Raw genomic sequence first — 17,508 nt, forward strand, 5'->3', positions numbered from 1 at the left:
GAGGTTCGCGTCGTGGTCGACCAGGACCTGTGCGGAACCACTGGTCAGTGCGTGTTGACGCTGCCGGGCGCCTTTCGTCAGCGCGAACCGGACGGCGTGGCCGAAGTGTGCATGGCGACGGTCCCGCAGGCGCTGCACGCCGCCGTGCGGCAAGCAGAAAGCCAGTGCCCGGTCGCGGCCATTCGGGTGATCGAAAGCGAAGCCGGCGATAACCACTGCACCAACCCCGGCCCTACGCCCTCTCAGGCAGACGCTGAGCGACATGCAGCGAAGACCTACGCAATCCAGGAGAACATGATGGAACGATTTAAAGGCAAGGTGGCCGTGGTGACCGGCGCCGGCGCCGGGATCGGCAAGGCATGCGCCCTCGCCATCGCACGCGAGGGCGGAAGAGTGGTGGTGGCCGACATTGATGGCCCCGCTGCCATCGCCTGCACCGCACAGATCGCAGCCGAAGCGGGCCAAGCGCTGGCCGTGGCCATGGACATCGCAGATGCGCAGGCGGTGGCAGAGCTTTTCCAAACGGCGAAGCGGCGCTTCGGTGGGGTAGACGTGCTTGTGAACAATGCGAGCGCCATGCATTTGACCCCGCACGACCGCGCGATCCTCGACCTGGACGTGGCGGTCTGGGACAAGACCATGGCGACCAATTTGCGCGGCACGCTCCTCTGCTGCCGGCAGGCCATCCCACAAATGATCACCCGCGGTGGTGGCGCGATCGTGAACATGTCATCGTGCCAAGGGCTCAGCGGCGACACCGCACTGACGTCCTACGCCGCGTCGAAGGCCGCAATGAACATGCTGTCGGCCTCGCTTGCCACGCAGTATGGACACGCGAAGATCCGCTGCAACGCGGTTGCGCCAGGTCTTATCATGACGGAACGCCTCTTCGCCAAGCTGGACGAGTGCATGCAACGGCATCTACACCGGCACCAGCTCCTGCCGCACGTCGGCCGCCCCGAGGACGTAGCCGCGCTGGTCGCATTCCTGCTCTCCGACGAGGCTGCGTTCATCACCGGCCAGGTGTTGTGTATCGACGGCGGCATGTTGTCGCATGTTCCAACCTACGCCGACGGTGGCAACAGCGCGGCTCTGCCGGCCGGTGACGCCGCCGAAGCAGCCGCAACGTCGCACTGGTGATGGACATGCTGCTCAACCCGCTGAACCGCTGGCACCGGCTACGGGACGACATCCCGGTCATGCCTGGCGCTTTCCCCCTGGTCGGGCATCTTCCCGCCATCGTCTGCGATCTGCCGCGCCTGCTGCGGCGCGCCGAAAGGACGCTAGGCAGCCACTTCTGGCTGGATTTCGGCCCGGCCGGACACCTGATGACATGCCTGGATCCGGATGCGCTCGCATTGCTCCGGCACAAGGAAGTGTCCTCGGCACTGATCGAAGAGATGGCGCCCGACATCCTTGGCGGAACGTTGGTCACTTTGGACGGTAGCGCGCACCGGCAGGCGCGCGATGGGATAAATGCGGCGTTTCTGCCCAGGGGTCTGACCGAGGCCGGCATTGGCGAGCTGTTCGAACCAATTATTCGGGCTCAGGTCAGGGCGTGGCGCGACCGCGGTGAAGTCGCTATCCTGCCAGACACCCGCAACCTGATGCTTAAACTCACCTTCAGTCTCATGGGCATCCCCGCCCAAGACCTGTCGGAGTGGCATCGCAAGTACCGGCAACTGCTACAATTGATGGTCGCGCCCCCGATCGACCTGCCGGGGATGCCATTGCGGCGCGGCCGCGCCGCCCGCGATTGGATCGACGCGCAGTCGCGCCAGTTCATCCGGGACGCGCGCGCGCGCGCCGCGCGCACCGGGTTGATCAACGACATGGTGAGCGCCTTCGATCGCAGCGACGGCGCACTCTCCGATGACGTCCTGGTCGCCAATATCCGCTTGCTGCTGCTTGCCGGCCACGAGACCTCCGCCTCAACGATGGCCTGGATGGTGATTGAGCTGGCGCAGCAGCCAGAGCTGTGGGACGCCCTGGTCGAAGAGGCGCAACGCGTGGGCGCGGTGCCGACCGGGCACGAGGACCTGGCGCAATGTCCGGTCGCAGAGGCACTGTTTCGGGAGACGCTACGAATGCATCCGGCTTCCTCGCTCGTACCGCGTCGCGCGATGCAGGAATTACAACTCGGCCAGCGGCACATTCCTGCGGGCACTCATTTGTGCATCCCACTGCTGCATTTCTCGACCTCGGCGCTGCTGCACGAAGCGCCTGATCAGTTCCGTCTGGGACGATGGCTGCAACGCACGGAGCCGATCCGGCCGGTGGACATGCTGCAGTTCGGTGCCGGCCCACACGTCTGCATGGGCTATCATCTAGTATGGCTGGAGCTGGTGCAGTTCAGCATCGCCTTGGCATTGACCATGCAGGAGGCCGGGGTGCGGCCGCGGTTGATGAGCGGCGTCGAAAATGGCCGGCGCTATTACCCGACCGCACATCCGTCCATGACAATCCGCATCGGATTCTCATGAGCTGGGATCGTCTGCCCCGTGTCAGGAGGCAGCGGCGCCGGCGATGGGCGGCATTGCTGCACTCGGCGCGCGCGCCCGGTGCGACGCCGGCAACACCGCGGCTCGCCGCTCGCCGCGGCATTCTCTGTCACGTACAAGGAGATGAACAACATGCAGACGGGTTCCATGCTAAACGACGACCGAACTGGCGTTTCCCCGTTCGGCGGATTGGGCGCGCAGGCGTGCGGCGGAGTGCCGGTGCGCGCGTCCGTACGCATGGTCGCGCTATGCGCCGTCGCGGAGGATGCCGCGCGTTACGCTGTTCCGCGCGCTGGATCGCTATCGCGCCTGTTTCGGATCGTAGGTGGTCGAGGATGACACGCCAGCGGATGACACGACGCTGGGCAAGCCCCCGGCAAGCATGTGGCGGAGAAGAATGCAACCGGCGTGCCGATCACGGAGCTGCATGCAGCGCGCCAGTCAATGCCGGGCCTATGGCCCGAGGCCGAGGAAGCCATCACCCCACTGCGGCCGCGTGCGGAGCGGTTGGCGCAGGCCGTGCAGCGGGCCAAAAGGGTATCTGTTCAAGCACGCGCCGTGCGCATGGGCGCCGGTCGGCACGGAGGCGCCGCCGTACCGCTGCGATCCGCCGGCGGCAGCGCTAGATGCTACATTGTGTCCGATTCCACGGCGCAGATCGCAGCGGTTGCCCACCGCGGTCCGCCGCGCTGTCCGGCGGACCGCCGCCAGCATAGGTGCGCTTCGCCGCGACGGGCCCGCGGCGGTGCCCGGCGTCCGCCCCATCCTGCTTCTCGTCAACTGCCTGCAGAGGGAACATCCCGCATGAATGCGCTGTCCGAACAGATCCTTTCTGAATTGCGCCACCTGCTGAACGAGACGCGCGATGGCGGCAGCGTCAGTCCCTCCGTTTACGACACGGCGCGCGTTTTGCACTTCCGCGGCAACGTCACCGGTCGGCAGAACGCATACGCGTGGCTCATGGCGCAGCAACAGGCTGATGGCGGGTGGGGAAGTGCTGACTTCCCACTGTTCCGCCATGCACCCACGTGGGCGGCGTTGCTTGCATTGCAGCGTGCCGATCCTCTTCCCGGCGCTGCGGACGCAGTTCAGGCTGCAACGCGGTTCCTCGAGCGCCAGCCGGATCCCTACGCAGATGCGGTGCCGGAAGACGCGCCGGTAGGCGCGGAGCTGATCCTGCCGCAGATCTCCGGCGAGGCCGCATCCTTGGTGGACGACGTGGTGTTTCCGCGCTACCCGGCGCTGTTGCCGTTGCGGCAGGCGTGCCTGGCCAAGTTGGGGACGGTGGGACCGCTGCCGAGCGGCCATCCGTTGTTGCACTCCTGGGAAGCCTGGGGCACGTCGCCGACCACGGCATGCCTGGACGACGACGGCAGCATCGGCATCAGCCCGGCGGCAACCGCCGCCTGGCGTGCGCACGCCCTCACACAGGCGAGCGCGCCACAGGTCGGGCGTGCCGACAGGTATCTTCAGGCCGCATCGCGCGCGGCGCGTAGCGGCATCGAAGGTGTCGTTCCTAGCGTCTGGCCGATCAACGTATTCGAGCCATGCTGGTCGCTGTACACCCTGCATCTGGCCGGGTTGTTTTCGCATCCCGCGCTCGCCGAGGCGGTAGGCGTGATCGTCGCGCAGCTCGATGCCTGTCTGGGCGTGCGCGGTCTGGGTCCGGCCTTGCACTTCGCGGCCGATGCGGACGACACCGCCGTTGCGTTGTGCATCCTGCGCCTAGCAGGACGCAACCCGGCTGCCGACGCGTTGCGCCATTTCGAAATCGGCGGGCTGTTCGTTACCTTCCCCGGCGAGCGCAATGCCTCGGTGTCGACCAACATCCACGCCCTGCATGCGTTCAGACTGTTGGGAAAGCCCACCGCCGGCACCAGCGCTTACCTTGAGGCCAATCGCAACCCGGACGGTCTATGGGACAATGAAAAATGGCACGTTTCGTGGCTGTATCCCACCGCGCATGCAATTGCTGCGCTCGCGCAAGGCGTGCCCCAGTGGCGCGACGAGCGCGCGCTGGCGGCGCTGTTGCAGGCGCAGTGCGACGACGGCGGCTGGGGCGCCGGTCGCGCGTCAACATTTGAGGAAACCGCCTATGCGCTGTTCGCCTTGCACGTGATGGATGGGCGCGAAGAGCCGACAGGGCGCGCCCGCATCGCGCTGGCGGTCGCGCACGCGTTGGAGTGGATGCTCGCTCGCCATGAGGCGCATGAATTGCCGCAGACGCCGCTGTGGATCGGCAAGGAATTGTATTGCCCGACCCGGGTCGTGCGCGTGATCGAACTCGCCGGCTTGTGGCTGGCTCTTCGTTGGGGGCGGCGCATCCCGGCCGAGGGAGCAGGAGGAATAGCGCAATGATCCCGACCGAAAGCGCGCTGCAGCAAGTACTGGAGTGGGGGCGTTCTCTAACCGGATTCGCCGACGAGCATGCCGTGGAAGCAGTTAGGGGCGGACAGTACATCCTGCAGCGTATCCAACCGAGCCTGCACGATACCAGCGCCCGCACCGGCCGGGATCCGCAGGACGAAAAGCTGATCGTGGCGTTTTATCGCGAGTTGGCGCTACTGTTTTGGCTCGACGATTGCAACGACCTTGGCCTGATCGCGCCAGAGCAGCTGGCCGCGGTGGAGCAGGCGCTGGGGCAGGGCGGCCCATGCGCGATCCCCGGGTTCGAGGGCTGCGCTGTGCTGCGCGCTTCCCTGGCCGCGCTCGCCTACGATAGGCGCGACTATACTCAGCTTCTTAACGATACCCAGTGCTACTGCGCGGCGCTTCGCGCCGGACACGCGCAGGCGGCGGGGGCGCAACGCTGGTCTTACGCCGAATACTTGCACAATTCCATCGATTCGATCGCCTACGCGAACGTGTTCTGTTGCCTGTCGTTGCTTTGGGGGCTGGACATGGCGACCCTGCGCGCGCGTCCGGCGTTTCGCCAGGTACTGCGGCTCATCTCCACGATAGGGCGCCTGCAGAACGATCTGCATGGACGCGCCAAGGATAGGTCGGCGGGAGAGGCCGACAACGCTGCCATCCTGCTCCTGCAGCGTTATCCGGCTATGCCTGTGGAGGATTTCCTCAACGACGAGCTGGCCGGCCATGAGCGCATGCTGCACCGAGTGATGGTGGAGGAACGCTTTCCTGCGCCATGGGGACCGTTAATCGAGGCCATGGCGGCCATTCGCGCGAAGTACTACGAGACCTCGATCAGCCGCTACGGCAACGATGCTGCGGGGAGAGGCCAGCGTGCGCCGGCGTGAACGCGCGGGAGGCGGCGGCGTGCGCGCAGCGCCCTCGGTCCGATCCGACGCAACGCCAACGCCCAATACGGCGGATCGAGCGAGCATGTGCGACGACGCCCTGACCCGGCGCAAGGACGACCATCTGGACCTCGTGCTTAATCGGCGAACGGCGCCAGCCACGGTCGCCGCCGGCTGGGAGCAAATCCGGTTCGAACACTGCGCACTACCCGAGCTGGACCTGACGCAGATCGGACTGCGCACCTCGCTGTTAGGCAAGCCCATGCGTGCGCCGCTGCTGATCAGTTCCATGACCGGCGGAATGCCACGCGCCGAGGCCATCAATCGGCATCTGAGCGAGGCGGCGCAAGCCTTGGGGATCGCCATGTGCGTCGGTTCGCAGCGCGTGAGCCTGCAATCGCGCAATTCCCAGGGACTGACGCGCGCGCTTCGCCGCCTGGCGCCTGACATTCCCTTGCTGGCCAATATCGGCGCCGCGCAACTGCGTGAGGCCGACGGCCTTGATCTGGCGCGCCGGGCTGTCGATGCGCTGGAGGCTGATGGGCTGATCGTCCATCTCAATCCGCTGCAGGAAGCGCTACAGCCGGATGGCGACCGCGACTGGCGCGGCGTCCTGGAGCAGATGGCTCGCGCCGCGCGTAGCGTGGGCGTGCCGATCGTGGCCAAAGAAGTGGGGTCGGGCCTGTCCGCCTCGGTGGCCTGCGCGCTCGTCGAGGCGGGTGTTGCGGTGATTGATGTCGCCGGAGCCGGCGGCACCAGTTGGGCCGCGGTGGAGGGCGAGCGCGCCCGCGATGCCGCCGGCCGTGCAGTGGCGATGGCGTTCGCCGATTGGGGGATCCCGACACCGGCCAGTTTGCAGGCGGTACGTCGGGCGCTGCCAACGGTGAAGCTTATCGCTTCCGGCGGGATCCGCGATGGCGTCGACGTGGCCAAGGCCATTCGCCTGGGCGCGGACATCGCCGGGCAGGCAGCCGGCGTGCTGCCAGCGGCTACGGTATCGACCGAAGCGGTCGTCGCGCATTTCGAGGTCGTCATCCGCCAGTTGGCCGTCGCCTGCTTTTGCACCGGCTCACCTAATCTGGCGACGTTGCGCCAGGCGCGCTTGTTGCCCTCCGCGCATCCGCCAGCTGGATGATGCCGGCGTCGCTCGCTCGTGTCGGCCGGCGCCTAGCTGGTTGCAAAAACCGTTAACGCTAAAGCTAGACCTCTAATCCACCTGGCCCACGGGTTCGATACAGGGAACGAAGTGTTCATGAGGCAGCTGTTGACGATGAAGCGGTAATGATGCCGCCGGTTAGCTAGGTTATGCGTAACGGAATTCGGAGCTCATAAAGGTGCGCAATCCAGCGCCGCTTGTTGAATTAGCCCGGCTTTTCCCGGTCCCGCCACGCCTTTGCAAAGTGCATGATTCAGCCAGTTAACGAAGGACCGTTTGTGAGGGCTGGCAGGAACGGTGTCACCTATCTGTTCGAGATACGCGTAAAATCTGGCGGCTGCGCTGTCCAATCCTTCGCCGCGAACGATACTGGGCCGCTTCAGCTGCGTGTCCACGGCAGGCAATTTGCCAAGCACTTCGGCGCGACCGACTGTATCTGCGATGTCGTCGGCGATCTGATACGCATGCCCGAGCAATTCCCCCACCTTAGACCATGGGGCCGGATCAACATCACTTGCCAGGGCACCGCACGTGGCCGCTGCGACAAAGAGGGAGCCGGTCTTGTAATGGTGATAGCGGTCGATTGGGACGTGCGTCATTGCCTCCATCGACTGTCCGGCGATCAGTCCGTGACTGGGGCCGACCGCCTCCGCAACCACCTCGATCATGCGCGCGCCCAACTCAGGTGTTAGCGCAGCCTGCAGGCTGAGGTATTTGAAAGCCATCACAATCAAGGCATCGCCAGCCAAAACGGCGATAGGCTCTCCGAAAAGCCGGTGCACCGTCGGTCTGCCGCGGCGTAGCGCGGCGTTATCGAAGCAAGGCAAGTCGTCATGCACCAACGAGGCACAGTGTAGCAATTCAATTGCTGCCGCGGCTCTTGTCGCCAGCTCAGGATGTCTTTCGCCGCACACATAGGAGACTTTCAAGCAGAGCTTGGGGCGCATCCGGGAGCCACCTGGAAACACTGCCGCGTCTAGCGCTCCACGCAGGTGAGCCGGCGCAGCCGGACTTAGAAGCACTATCCATGGCAGCTCGCAGCGCATGCTCGATGAGCTTGTCGCTATCGCCAACGACGTCGGCTTGGTGATTCGAAATCATATCGCATCTCCACTTTTGAGACGAAAACGAACATCGGGCCTAGTCCAACCGGTGCCAAACAAAAGGCCAATTTCGCTGTGTCTCTTCAGGTTCCAGGGCGCCGTTAAGTTTAGCGGGGTGCGGCGGCCAACATGCGGCACCGGCGTCACCAATGAACCCGCGTGCCAGTGGGAGCCCTAACTCGGCAAGGCGATCTCCCGCTGGAATCCCTCGAAGCAGTCCCATTCGCGGCGACATGACATCTGGACGAATTCGGTTATTTCGATCGCGTGCGAAAAACATTGGCTCTGGCGGCGCTGTCGGCCAGAATGGCATTGCTCTCGACGTCTTGATCCAAAGCCGAAGAGGCTCCCGCGCTGAGCAGTGGCTCGTGACAAAGCTCTTTGGATCGGCTGCACGCCGCCGCGCGTGATGATCGCTGACGAGCTCCGTTCGTAGGGTACGACATGGGCGAAGATGGGCCTTACATCTAAAAGTGTTGGTCATCGTCGATAGTAACCACTGGAGCTTGGACCGGAACCATTGCCGGCAGAGATCTGGGCTCTTACAAGCAATTGATGTGCCACCAGAGCATTGTTAGTGAATGGTTCAATGGCGGCAGAAGGCGCCTTCCGGTGCTCACCGTGTGTCGGGAGTCGTAGATTGTGCCACTCCGCCTAGTATGTGAACGCCGTCAACCTTGCGAGCGATCCGTCCGAAGGCCGACCCAGCATTGGGAGTGAATTGGGTCGAGCTCACAATGCACGTCGGCACTTGCATCATGCCAACCTGTCAATGTGCGCGATCGCACGCGACTGTTATCTTTGCGTCAATTGCGATCGAACCAATGCTTTTGACGCTTCACGAGGTTACGCTGCCGATAGACCCAGCGGAGAAGAGGACTGAGCCCTTCCTGTTGCTCTTCGGCGCGATGTTGCCGAAGCCTTAAACTCGACCGGCTTGGCGAGGATTTCGGCGCTGCCGTAGCCCTAGTCGGCCGGCAGGAAACCGCTTCGAGAAGTCGGTCCCCGACCGCCTTTTGCTAGCGGACTAAAAGGTCGGAGCAGGTGGATATGCAGCGCTCTCCTTCGATAGCTTGGTTGAAGGAGGCGGAATTTCGAACCTACACGCTTGCGGGAGCGGTAACCGATATGGGTTCTTGGCTGGGTGATCTCCAGCACGGCGGAGCTTTCCCAGCTAGCCAAATGGGATATCCTGGGACGGGGAAATGGATCGGTTTTCGAGATTATTTTTTATCGTCCTCAACGATGACGGCTTAGAAGATGTTGAGCATTGAATGTGAATTTTCGCTCAAATTCGACGCTAACCTAGATGATTCAGTGGCGGGTGCGGCCATAGCAACAGATCTTTCACGGAACTGGGCGACCGGTCTCAGCGCCTGTTTTGCATGCATTCCTGAAGCAATTTGGCTAAACCCTCAAATATTTGCTATAACGCAAAAAATGCCCAAAATGGGTATTTAAAACGGTTGTAGTGTGGCGATGACAAGTGGTTCAAATCCGCTCAGTTGGCGCACGCCTACAACGAGTGGCAGGAAAACAGGGACGTGCGGTGACGGAAGATCTAACAAGCTACAGAAGTTCGAGAGGCCTCGTCAGCACCGCCGATCCGGAGGTTGACAAGCCGATCTGTCGAAAGCCAGGTTTCGACGGCAAAATTACATCCCTGGGACACATGGAGGAATTGATCAGCGCGTTCCTGAAAAAGACACGCGAAGCGCAAGGCCTGTCTCGTGCGGACGTTGCTCCAATGCTTGGTCTGTCCATCCCTGTATACGGACGCTACGAGCGGGCATTTTCCAAAATGACTGTTACCCGGATGATCCATCTGTGTGAGATTCTTGGCTTTATGCCTATCGATATGATCTTTGAAGCTGCGCCACATCTTTGGGGCCGTACATCGGAGGAGGCCGAGGATTGTCTCACACTGGCTCGGGTTCTCAGGAGACTTCCGAACGGCACGACGCGCGATCTTATTCGGCTCCTGCAGCGAATGATCCCCGATGACGACGATAGCGACAGGGGTCAGTGATGTAGCGGAGACCGTGAAGTGAGCTGGGTTTGTCTATGACGCCCCCGACCAGTTGCAGTATTGGTGATAGCCGGGTGTCGCAGCCGACGCGCTGTCGTCGGTGTGCAGACACCCACAATCTCACAACTTAGCTTTTCACTCGCATTTCCGTCTGAACACAATACGTGCCGATTGCGCAATATTCGATCGTTGGTTGGCGTCGATCTTGCTCGATGCTCGAGCGGTTCGTCGACGAGCGACGCCAAGTCTATTTGCATGCGCTTTGCTTGTATCCATTCGGTGGAGACCCCGCCGGATGGATACCTTTGCTTCGACAGTAGGGTCTGTGATTAACTCCCACATTGGGTTCTCCTGCTCAATGCCATGTGGGTATTCGAGCTGCCGGCGCGCATGCTTTTTTCAATTACTAAATCGAAGCCTGTCCTCTCCGCGCCTCTGTTTCATCGCGCGATCCCTTTGTGCCATTCGGCTCGGAAATAGCCTTTCGACATCACGGATCAGGTTCCGCGAAAAGGGGTCGAGTCGCCGAGACGGGAAACGCAGCTAGACAAACCTCGCTGTTCATGGCTGCCGCCCTTCAGAGGTACTATGAGGGCATCGCCTAGGGCAGCCAACACGCGCAGCCGTGATTGGTTGGCCGTGAGCCGAGAGTCTCCACGTGCAGGACAAAAGACCACCATGCCCGCACACGACGTCCCGGAAGGTGTTCATAGCCAATTTGGCGCAATTGTATAATCCTTGCGTGAAGCGATTTCGGTGTTGGCTAGATCTATGTACTTGCGCTCACTGATATATTTGAGTGAACGATAGCAAGCGGGTGAGGTTCGCGTGGACAAAATTGCGCCAAATGAGACCGAAATTCAAACATTGGTGGTTCCAAGCACATCACTTTCCGGGTAAAGAGCTCTGGCGCATTTACCTCAGTCGGAGCAATGTCAGGACCATCATTGAAGCAATGGATTAATGAACTCGGTTTGCAACAAGTCGATGATCCAGGCATAGACAAGCCGGTCTATCGAAAACCTTTTGACGGACGGATTGCACTTAGCGCCGAACTCGAAAACTTGATCAGCATCAGCCTTCGCGAAGCCCGCGATAAGCGAAAACTCCCGCGCTCGAAACTGGCGCCCTTGCTTGGCATCACTAAGCAGGTCTACGGCCGGTACGAAAATGGAGTATCCCGCTTGACCGTGAGCCGACTGATTCATCTGTGTGAGGTTTTGGATGCGACTCCGGAAGAGATTATCGCCCCGGCGGCACCTTATCTTTGGGGCGAAACTGAAACCAAAGCGGTTCTGCTGTTGGCTACTATCGTGAAGTTGCGGACTTTCGATGAAGAGATTTTGCAAGATATTTACAGCTTACTAAGCCGCATAGACGAGACCGGTAGCGATAGCGGCGATGGTGCTGTGAAAGTCGCGTCTACCAGCGCCACTGCAGACGATCGCGAATAAGGTGTAGATCGCTCGCGTCAAGAAACAGAACGTGCGTCCGTCCCTGATGAAGTTCTATCAGAAGCCGCGACCAAACGCTCGCGCCGTTGCTGGTTGCCGAAGCGAGCTTTGCGCAGGCGGTTAGGACTAGCTGCCGACCAATTATCGCCACAGCTCTGCGGGGCATAGGTGGGTAAACGGGGAGGCGCATGTTGGGTCAACTGGTCCAACTCATCCCTGCTCTCGGCCGCTGAAGGGGTTGCGCGGTCGTCTTACGCGGCAAGGAGGAAGGTCACGTCAAAGCCTAAGAAACCCGTATATTCATCATCCAAAGCATCGATGATTTCATTGACACAATTAATTTTACCAATCTCCCATGATGATGCATTAGGAATCTTGATCTCAGACGCGAGTGACGGCGAAACCTTCGACGGTCCGGACTGGCTATAGCGCGAAGAGCCGACATGCAGCGGGGTGACCGCTGCTTCAATCAAACAATGCGTGCTTCAAAATAGCAGCAAGAAATACCAAAGGAGGTCTTTGCATGCGTTCTGAGCTGCGGTGGAAGCTGTGCTGGGAAAACGAGCTGGACATCATCGACCATGTCGATCCTCCCGAGTTCTTTCGCAAAGCTTATGGGCCGACCGGGGTCTTCAATACAAAGCTTTTCAGCGGTAGCCAAAGCTGGGCAAGGCGCGCCGACAACGTGCATTGGCAGGCGACGGGCGTTGACAAAGGCGCACGCGCGGCGATGAAGAGCCAGCGGCCAGCCGTCCTGTGGTTCACCGGACTTTCCGGCTCCGGCAAGTCCACAATCGCCAATGCGCTCGACCGGTTGCTGCATGCCCGCGGTAAGCACACCTACATCCTCGACGGCGACAACGTGCGCCACGGGCTCAATCGCGACCTAGGCTTCAACCAGTCTGATCGCGTCGAGAACATCCGCCGCGTCGCCGAGGTCGCTAAGCTGATGGCCGATGCCGGGCTGATCGTGCTCGTATCCTTGATCTCGCCGTTCCGCGGCGAACGCCGGATGGCTCGCGAACTGATGGAGGAGGGGGAGTTCATCGAAATCTTCGTCGACACGCCGCTCGAAGAATGCGCGCGGCGCGATCCGAAGGGGCTTTATCGGAAGGCGTTCGCTGGCAAGATAGCCAATTTCACCGGCGTTTCCTCACCGTACGAGATCCCTGAGAGCCCTGAGAGCCCTGAGTTGCATCTCGAAACGGTTGGCCACGACCCTGCGGCGTTGGCGTTTGAGATCGAACAGTTCCTCGAAAGGCGAATGGAGCAAAGTGACGCATGATTGTGAGAGTGCGGAGGCTTAAGCATTGGCGGCTTGAGGCGGCCGCGGCGGTCCTTGGCTATTAACTACGCGGTGGTCGTTGCAGCCCCAGGCGGGCCGCGCCAACGTCCGATGCTATTGTTGGCTTCAGCATGAGACAGCCGATCACGCGCTCACGGCCGGCTTACTGAAACGGAGAAAAGATATGTCTGATGCAAAGCTGCAGGGCGTGCTTTCGGCTCTTTCGCCGGTGGCGAGACAGCTAAATGCGCTACCCTCCAATCAACCGGGGCGAGATGCAAACTGCGTTAAACTAAACACGAATGAGAATCCATTTCCGTTGCCGATGATGGTGATGCAAAGTGCGCTGGCGGCCCTCGAACGGCATTATCTGTATCCCGAAGATGACAATCTGAGTTTGCGCGACGCAGCCGCCAATGCGTATGGCCTCTCCCAGGATCAGGTGATCGCCGGGAATGGCTCGTCTGAGCTGCTCGGGCTCATCTACAGAGCATTCCTAGACCCGGGAGATAGCGTGGCGATGATATCGCCAGGTTTTTCCTTTAACCGCAAACTTGCCATGTTGCAGGGTGCTCGACTTCTCGAAATCGAATGGGGCGAGTCTTATTCTCTGCCGATCGAGCAGCTGCTTCTTGGTCCAGCAAGAGATGCAAAATTCATACTGCTGGCCAATCCGAACAATCCGACCGGAACATTCGTTCCCGTGGACGAAATCGACCGCCTCGTCGCGCAATCTGACCAATTGATAGTGGTGGACGAAGCGTATGTCGACTTTGCGCCCGATGATGCCCTGCGCCTCGTCGATCGCCATTCAAACCTTCTGATATTGAGAACATTTTCGAAAGGCTTTGCAGCCGCTGGAATACGTGTTGGTTTTGGCTTTGGTCATCCTGAGCTTATTGAGAGGCTCCGCAACCTCCAAAATGTCTTCAATATGAACGTAATCGGCCATGCGGTGGGCATTAGTATCCTTTCGCACCGCGCCGACTACCACGAGAACCACAAATATATTAAACATGAAAGACACAGAACGACGACTGCCTTGTCTCAATTGGGCTTTTCTGTGATCCCGTCCCACACAAACTTTTTGCTTGCTCGGGTGCCCCCCGCACAAGATGGCAAATGGTGGCAAGCGTCTTTGGCTAGGCAGAACGTACTTGTAGCCGTCTTTCCCGATTCCGGATTGGAAAATTATATTCGCGTCAGCATCGGCACCAGAACCCAAATGGATGCGTTCCTTTCAGCTGCCAGGGACATCATTTCTGGAAGCATGAAGACGCAGAGCTAGCCGGTTCGAACTATTGCTCACTGCTTGTCACGTGGCAATAAGATCACAAATAGGCGCAACACAGTAAGGCATGCGCAGTCTCGATTCCCTTGATTACGCGTGTTGTTAGCGCACGAGTGGAGCACCCGGTCACAGACGACATGGCCAATTGGACGGCTCTATGTAGATAAGACCACGGCTCCATTGTTTGGATGGGGCGCGGCAGGACGAAAATAGCTATCTCTGGGGCTGCGACCGCGGCTGGAACGGATCTTTGCCGTCCGGCGGGGTGCTCGGCCTGGGCGTAACGGCGAATATGCTGCAGAAATTAAGACGGATTCAACGGCGCGATCCAAGTCGATGCCTACGGGGGCTACTCTCACCTGGTTACGCCAGACCGCATGCGCGGTAATCCGCTGAGGCTCGCTTTCTGGTGGGTTCATGGCGCCAGAAAGCTGATCAAGGCAAAGCCGAAGAAGGGCTCGCCTATCGTCGACGAGGCGTTGCTGCGTATCGCGGCTCTTTACAGGATCGAAGATGGCATCCGCGGTTCTGATCCCAAAATCGTAAGCGTACTCGGAAATGAGCACGTGGGGATACGCCACCACCATCCCCTTGCGTGGATGACTGGAGAGGCGATGGGTCAAACATGGTTGTTAGTGATGGGCCGCTCAATGGCTATTTTTGTCGGGTTTCATCGACTTACGACAAAACTTGGTATGTCCAGCCGTGCACCCAAGCGGTCGAATCGTTGATTAACATCGGCAATTGCTCCGGGATCTAAATTGGCACAGCTCTTGATACTCCTCGAATCAAGTCCAAGAGCAACACACGTGGTCAGAGCAAGTTGTGTAGCCCTTCCGGCAGTAACGCCGGAGTTTCTGCATCGAAAACTCTGTAACGACGGTGACGATGTTTGGAGGCAAAGGATGCGGCGGCAGAGCTACAGAACTTGGGTGAATGCATTCTGTCGAGGCCGCGGAGCCGACAGGTACCTATCCTTTCAGCTTTCTTTTGGTTCCGCTCATGCAATTCCCTAAATCAATCGAAGAAGCGCATGCAGCTGAATTTTACCAATTCCTCGAAAAAACTCAGGGCTTAATTCGATCCCCGAAGCTTTTCGAATTGTTGTGTTCATTTGCTCGGATTCTCGAATTCCCATGGGTCGCCTATCATCGTCAATCGGGCGATGAAATCCTAAAGATGGTCCGCTGCAATCCGCCTGCCGTCAGCTATCCTGATGAGTGGCAGGATCATTATGCCAAGATGGGCTATGACAGAATTGATCCCATCATCAAAAAGAGCCGAAAGCAGGCGGACGCTTTCCGTTGGAGTGAAGCGCACAATGACATGATCAAAACGGAACTGGAACGGCGATTTTTCGAGGAGGCTGCAGCGTTCGGTTTGAGGTCAGGGGTCAGTGTTCCATTGCACGGTCCCGGAGGTAGTTTTGCGATTATGAGCTTTGCTCGGCCCTCGTCCTGCGAGCCCGAGAATAAAATGGTTACATATCTGAAATTTGCGGCTGTGCACTTCCATCTGAGTGTCGCGGATTTTGCGAAGCGGGTTGCGGGAAAATGCCCCGAACTTACTCCAAGAGAAAGAGAGTGTATTCTCTGGGTAGCAAGGGGGAAGTCTTCATGGGATATAGGGCGGATACTTGATATTTCTGAGAATACTGTAAATTTTCACATAAAAAATATAACGCGGAAGTTGGATGTCAGTAGCCGAACGGTCGCGGCTTTGAAAGCAGCAAGCCTTGGAATTATCGAATTGTAGGACCAACTCGGGGTGTGGTCCTGCGTCCGGCCGTTGCGGGGCGGCCATCGGAACCTGTCTTCGGTCATATCGCAACTGCTGATGTTGGACTGGGCACAACGCTGCCGTCCGGCAGTAACGGCAGCCAAACGTGTATCCGGCACGCGCTGAGCCTGTAACCAAGAAACGGTCTATGACGATACTCCCTTTGCAGGTAGGTGCAATGGGTCGCCGTTGTCGGCTAGGATGCCAGCCTACAATTGTAAAGGGTTAGTGAAGGCAGACCGGGAGCGGTTCGACTAGTTCACGACCAGATGAGACTCTGCAAGTTTCTTATGGAGGAAGATCATGCCTCAAGAGAGTAGTTCTAACTCGCTACTGGAATTTGAAACCCTCGAGTCAAATGTGAGGTCATATTCACGATCCTTCCCTGTGGTGTTCAGAAAGGCGGCAGGAGCCATCCTCGAAGACGAGAATGGTTTTGAGTTCATTGATTTTCTTTCCGGCGCGAGTGCCCTTAACTACGGTCACAACGACCCCTACATCCGAAATGCTGCAGTGGAATACCTGCAATCGAATCGGATCGTCCACGCGTTAGACATGGCAACATCAGCGAAACGAGAATTTATCAAAAATTTTGACCATATAATTTTGCGCCCGCGCGGGCTGGCGTACAAATTTCAGTTTACCGGCCCCACGGGTGCCAACGCTGTTGAAGCTGCTTTGAAACTCGCACGTAAGGCAACCGGCCGGCACAACGTAATCTCGTTCACAAACGGCTATCACGGAGGGAGTTTGGGGGCCCTTGCCGTAACCGGCAATCGCTATTTCCGAAATGCAGCAGGTCTTACCCCTGCCGGCGCAGTTTTCATGCCCTACGACGGCTACTGGGGAGCCGACAACGATACGTCCGACTACTTGGATAAGGTGCTTGCTGATAGTAGTAGCGGAGTCGACTTGCCGGCAGCTATTATTCTGGAAACTGTTCAAGGCGAGGGAGGTATCAACCCTGCAAGCACAGACTGGCTGCAGTCAGTTGAGCGGCTCTGCAGAAAGAACGACGTCCTACTGATTGTTGACGACATTCAGGCTGGCTGCGGCCGAACTGGCGAATTTTTCAGTTTTGAGTCTGCGGGTATATCCCCAGACATCGTGCTTTTATCCAAATCCCTCAGCGGTTATGGGTTACCTCTATCGCTTCTGCTGCTCAAATCCGAATTGGACGTTTGGCAGCCAGGTGAACACACTGGGACTTTCAGAGGCAATAACCTTGCACTCGTGACGGCAAGTGCTGCTTTGCAAAAATACTGGACAAATGAAAACTTATCTAAGGGCGTTATCGAAACAGGACGCCAGCTCATGGAGCGCCTTCGGGAAGTTGCTCAAAGCAACCAACGTTCTGAACTTGCCGTGCGGGGAAGAGGCATGATGTTGGGGCTCGACTGCCGTACGGGGAAACTAGCGGAGAAAATCGTCCGCCAAGCCTTCGAACAAGGACTGGTGGTAGAGCGATGCGGCGCGGAAGACCAGGTAATCAAGCTTCTTCCTCCCTTGACTATCGACAGTCAAACTGCCCAACGCGGTTTGGACATCCTGGAGAAGTCGGTGCGGGTGAGCGTTTAAAGACAAACCTTGGTCTCTCGTTTCGGCCGATCAGCGTACAACTTGATTATGGTGGCCGATGCGAGGGCTTATCTT

The 17,508-nt window shown here is 59.2% G+C and carries 12 protein-coding genes and 5 pseudogenes; 15 read left to right on the forward strand and 2 right to left on the reverse strand.

Features of this window, described 5'->3' with window-relative positions; genetic code table 11:
* Positions 1–51: 51 nt before the first annotated feature.
* The 6 genes and pseudogenes from MF410_RS36870 to fni all read left to right on the forward strand — a co-directional run.
* A pseudogene (locus MF410_RS36870) lies at positions 52–129 on the forward strand (ferredoxin); the annotation flags it as partial.
* 168 nt (positions 130–297) lie between these two features.
* Positions 298–1,140 (forward strand): SDR family oxidoreductase, encoded by an 843-nt coding sequence (locus MF410_RS36875; protein WP_054186146.1) that lies wholly within the window; start codon positions 298–300, stop codon positions 1,138–1,140.
* Positions 1,140–2,483 carry a cytochrome P450 gene (locus MF410_RS32925; protein ID WP_097622046.1) on the forward strand — a complete coding sequence of 448 codons (1,344 nt, stop codon included), beginning with the start codon at positions 1,140–1,142 and terminating at the stop codon, positions 2,481–2,483. The genes MF410_RS36875 and MF410_RS32925 overlap by 1 nt, the downstream gene beginning before the upstream one ends.
* An 822-nt stretch (positions 2,484–3,305) precedes the next feature.
* On the forward strand, positions 3,306–4,859 hold the full coding sequence (locus tag MF410_RS32930) for a hypothetical protein (protein WP_054186143.1): 1,554 nt from the start codon (positions 3,306–3,308) through the stop codon (positions 4,857–4,859).
* Positions 4,856–5,758: a hypothetical protein gene (locus MF410_RS32935; protein WP_097622045.1), complete on the forward strand. Its 903-nt coding sequence runs from the start codon at positions 4,856–4,858 to the stop codon at positions 5,756–5,758. Before MF410_RS32930 ends, MF410_RS32935 begins: the two co-directional genes overlap by 4 nt.
* An 85-nt stretch (positions 5,759–5,843) precedes the next feature.
* On the forward strand, positions 5,844–6,893 hold the full coding sequence (gene fni, locus MF410_RS32940) for a type 2 isopentenyl-diphosphate Delta-isomerase (protein ID WP_097622044.1): 1,050 nt from the start codon (positions 5,844–5,846) through the stop codon (positions 6,891–6,893).
* Between the two features lie 191 nt (positions 6,894–7,084).
* Here fni and MF410_RS32945 read toward each other — a convergent pair whose 3' ends face one another.
* Positions 7,085–7,861, reverse strand: a complete 777-nt coding sequence (locus MF410_RS32945) for a polyprenyl synthetase family protein (protein ID WP_239621161.1) — start codon at positions 7,859–7,861, stop codon at positions 7,085–7,087.
* A gap of 409 nt (positions 7,862–8,270) precedes the next feature.
* Here MF410_RS32945 and MF410_RS32950 point away from each other — a divergent pair.
* The 3 genes and pseudogenes from MF410_RS32950 to MF410_RS32960 form a co-directional block, all read left to right on the forward strand.
* A pseudogene (locus tag MF410_RS32950) lies at positions 8,271–8,450 on the forward strand (DDE-type integrase/transposase/recombinase); the annotation flags it as partial.
* Positions 8,451–9,566: 1,116 nt separating this feature from the next.
* Positions 9,567–10,046, forward strand: coding sequence for a helix-turn-helix transcriptional regulator (locus tag MF410_RS32955; protein ID WP_097622041.1), 480 nt, complete (start codon positions 9,567–9,569; stop codon positions 10,044–10,046).
* 947 nt (positions 10,047–10,993) lie between these two features.
* Positions 10,994–11,500, forward strand: coding sequence for a helix-turn-helix transcriptional regulator (locus MF410_RS32960; protein ID WP_063856477.1), 507 nt, complete (start codon positions 10,994–10,996; stop codon positions 11,498–11,500).
* A gap of 251 nt (positions 11,501–11,751) precedes the next feature.
* On the opposite strand, the gene MF410_RS32965 is transcribed toward MF410_RS32960, so the two are convergent.
* Complete coding sequence (locus MF410_RS32965; protein ID WP_143540776.1) at positions 11,752–11,973, reverse strand: hypothetical protein; 222 nt, start codon at positions 11,971–11,973, stop codon at positions 11,752–11,754.
* 50 nt (positions 11,974–12,023) lie between these two features.
* On the opposite strand from MF410_RS32965, the pseudogene MF410_RS32970 reads away from it, so the two are divergent.
* The 6 genes and pseudogenes from MF410_RS32970 to ectB form a co-directional block, all read left to right on the forward strand.
* Positions 12,024–12,164, forward strand: a pseudogene (locus MF410_RS32970) (adenylyl-sulfate kinase); the annotation flags it as partial.
* Between the two features lie 6 nt (positions 12,165–12,170).
* A pseudogene (cysC, locus tag MF410_RS32975) lies at positions 12,171–12,785 on the forward strand (adenylyl-sulfate kinase); the annotation flags it as partial.
* Between the two features lie 184 nt (positions 12,786–12,969).
* Positions 12,970–14,073: a histidinol-phosphate transaminase gene (hisC, locus tag MF410_RS32980; protein WP_088396963.1), complete on the forward strand. Its 1,104-nt coding sequence runs from the start codon at positions 12,970–12,972 to the stop codon at positions 14,071–14,073.
* Positions 14,074–14,305: 232 nt separating this feature from the next.
* Positions 14,306–14,612, forward strand: a pseudogene (locus MF410_RS32985) (transposase); the annotation flags it as partial.
* Positions 14,613–15,012: 400 nt separating this feature from the next.
* Positions 15,013–15,831, forward strand: coding sequence for a LuxR family transcriptional regulator (locus MF410_RS32990; protein ID WP_097622039.1), 819 nt, complete (start codon positions 15,013–15,015; stop codon positions 15,829–15,831).
* 327 nt (positions 15,832–16,158) lie between these two features.
* Complete coding sequence (ectB, locus tag MF410_RS32995) at positions 16,159–17,433, forward strand: diaminobutyrate--2-oxoglutarate transaminase (RefSeq protein ID WP_097622038.1); 1,275 nt, start codon at positions 16,159–16,161, stop codon at positions 17,431–17,433.
* Positions 17,434–17,508: the final 75 nt, after the last annotated feature.

It is taken from the genome of Rhizobium sp. C104 (assembly GCF_022354505.1).
GTDB classification, from domain to species: Bacteria; Pseudomonadota; Alphaproteobacteria; order Rhizobiales; family Rhizobiaceae; genus Rhizobium; species Rhizobium redzepovicii.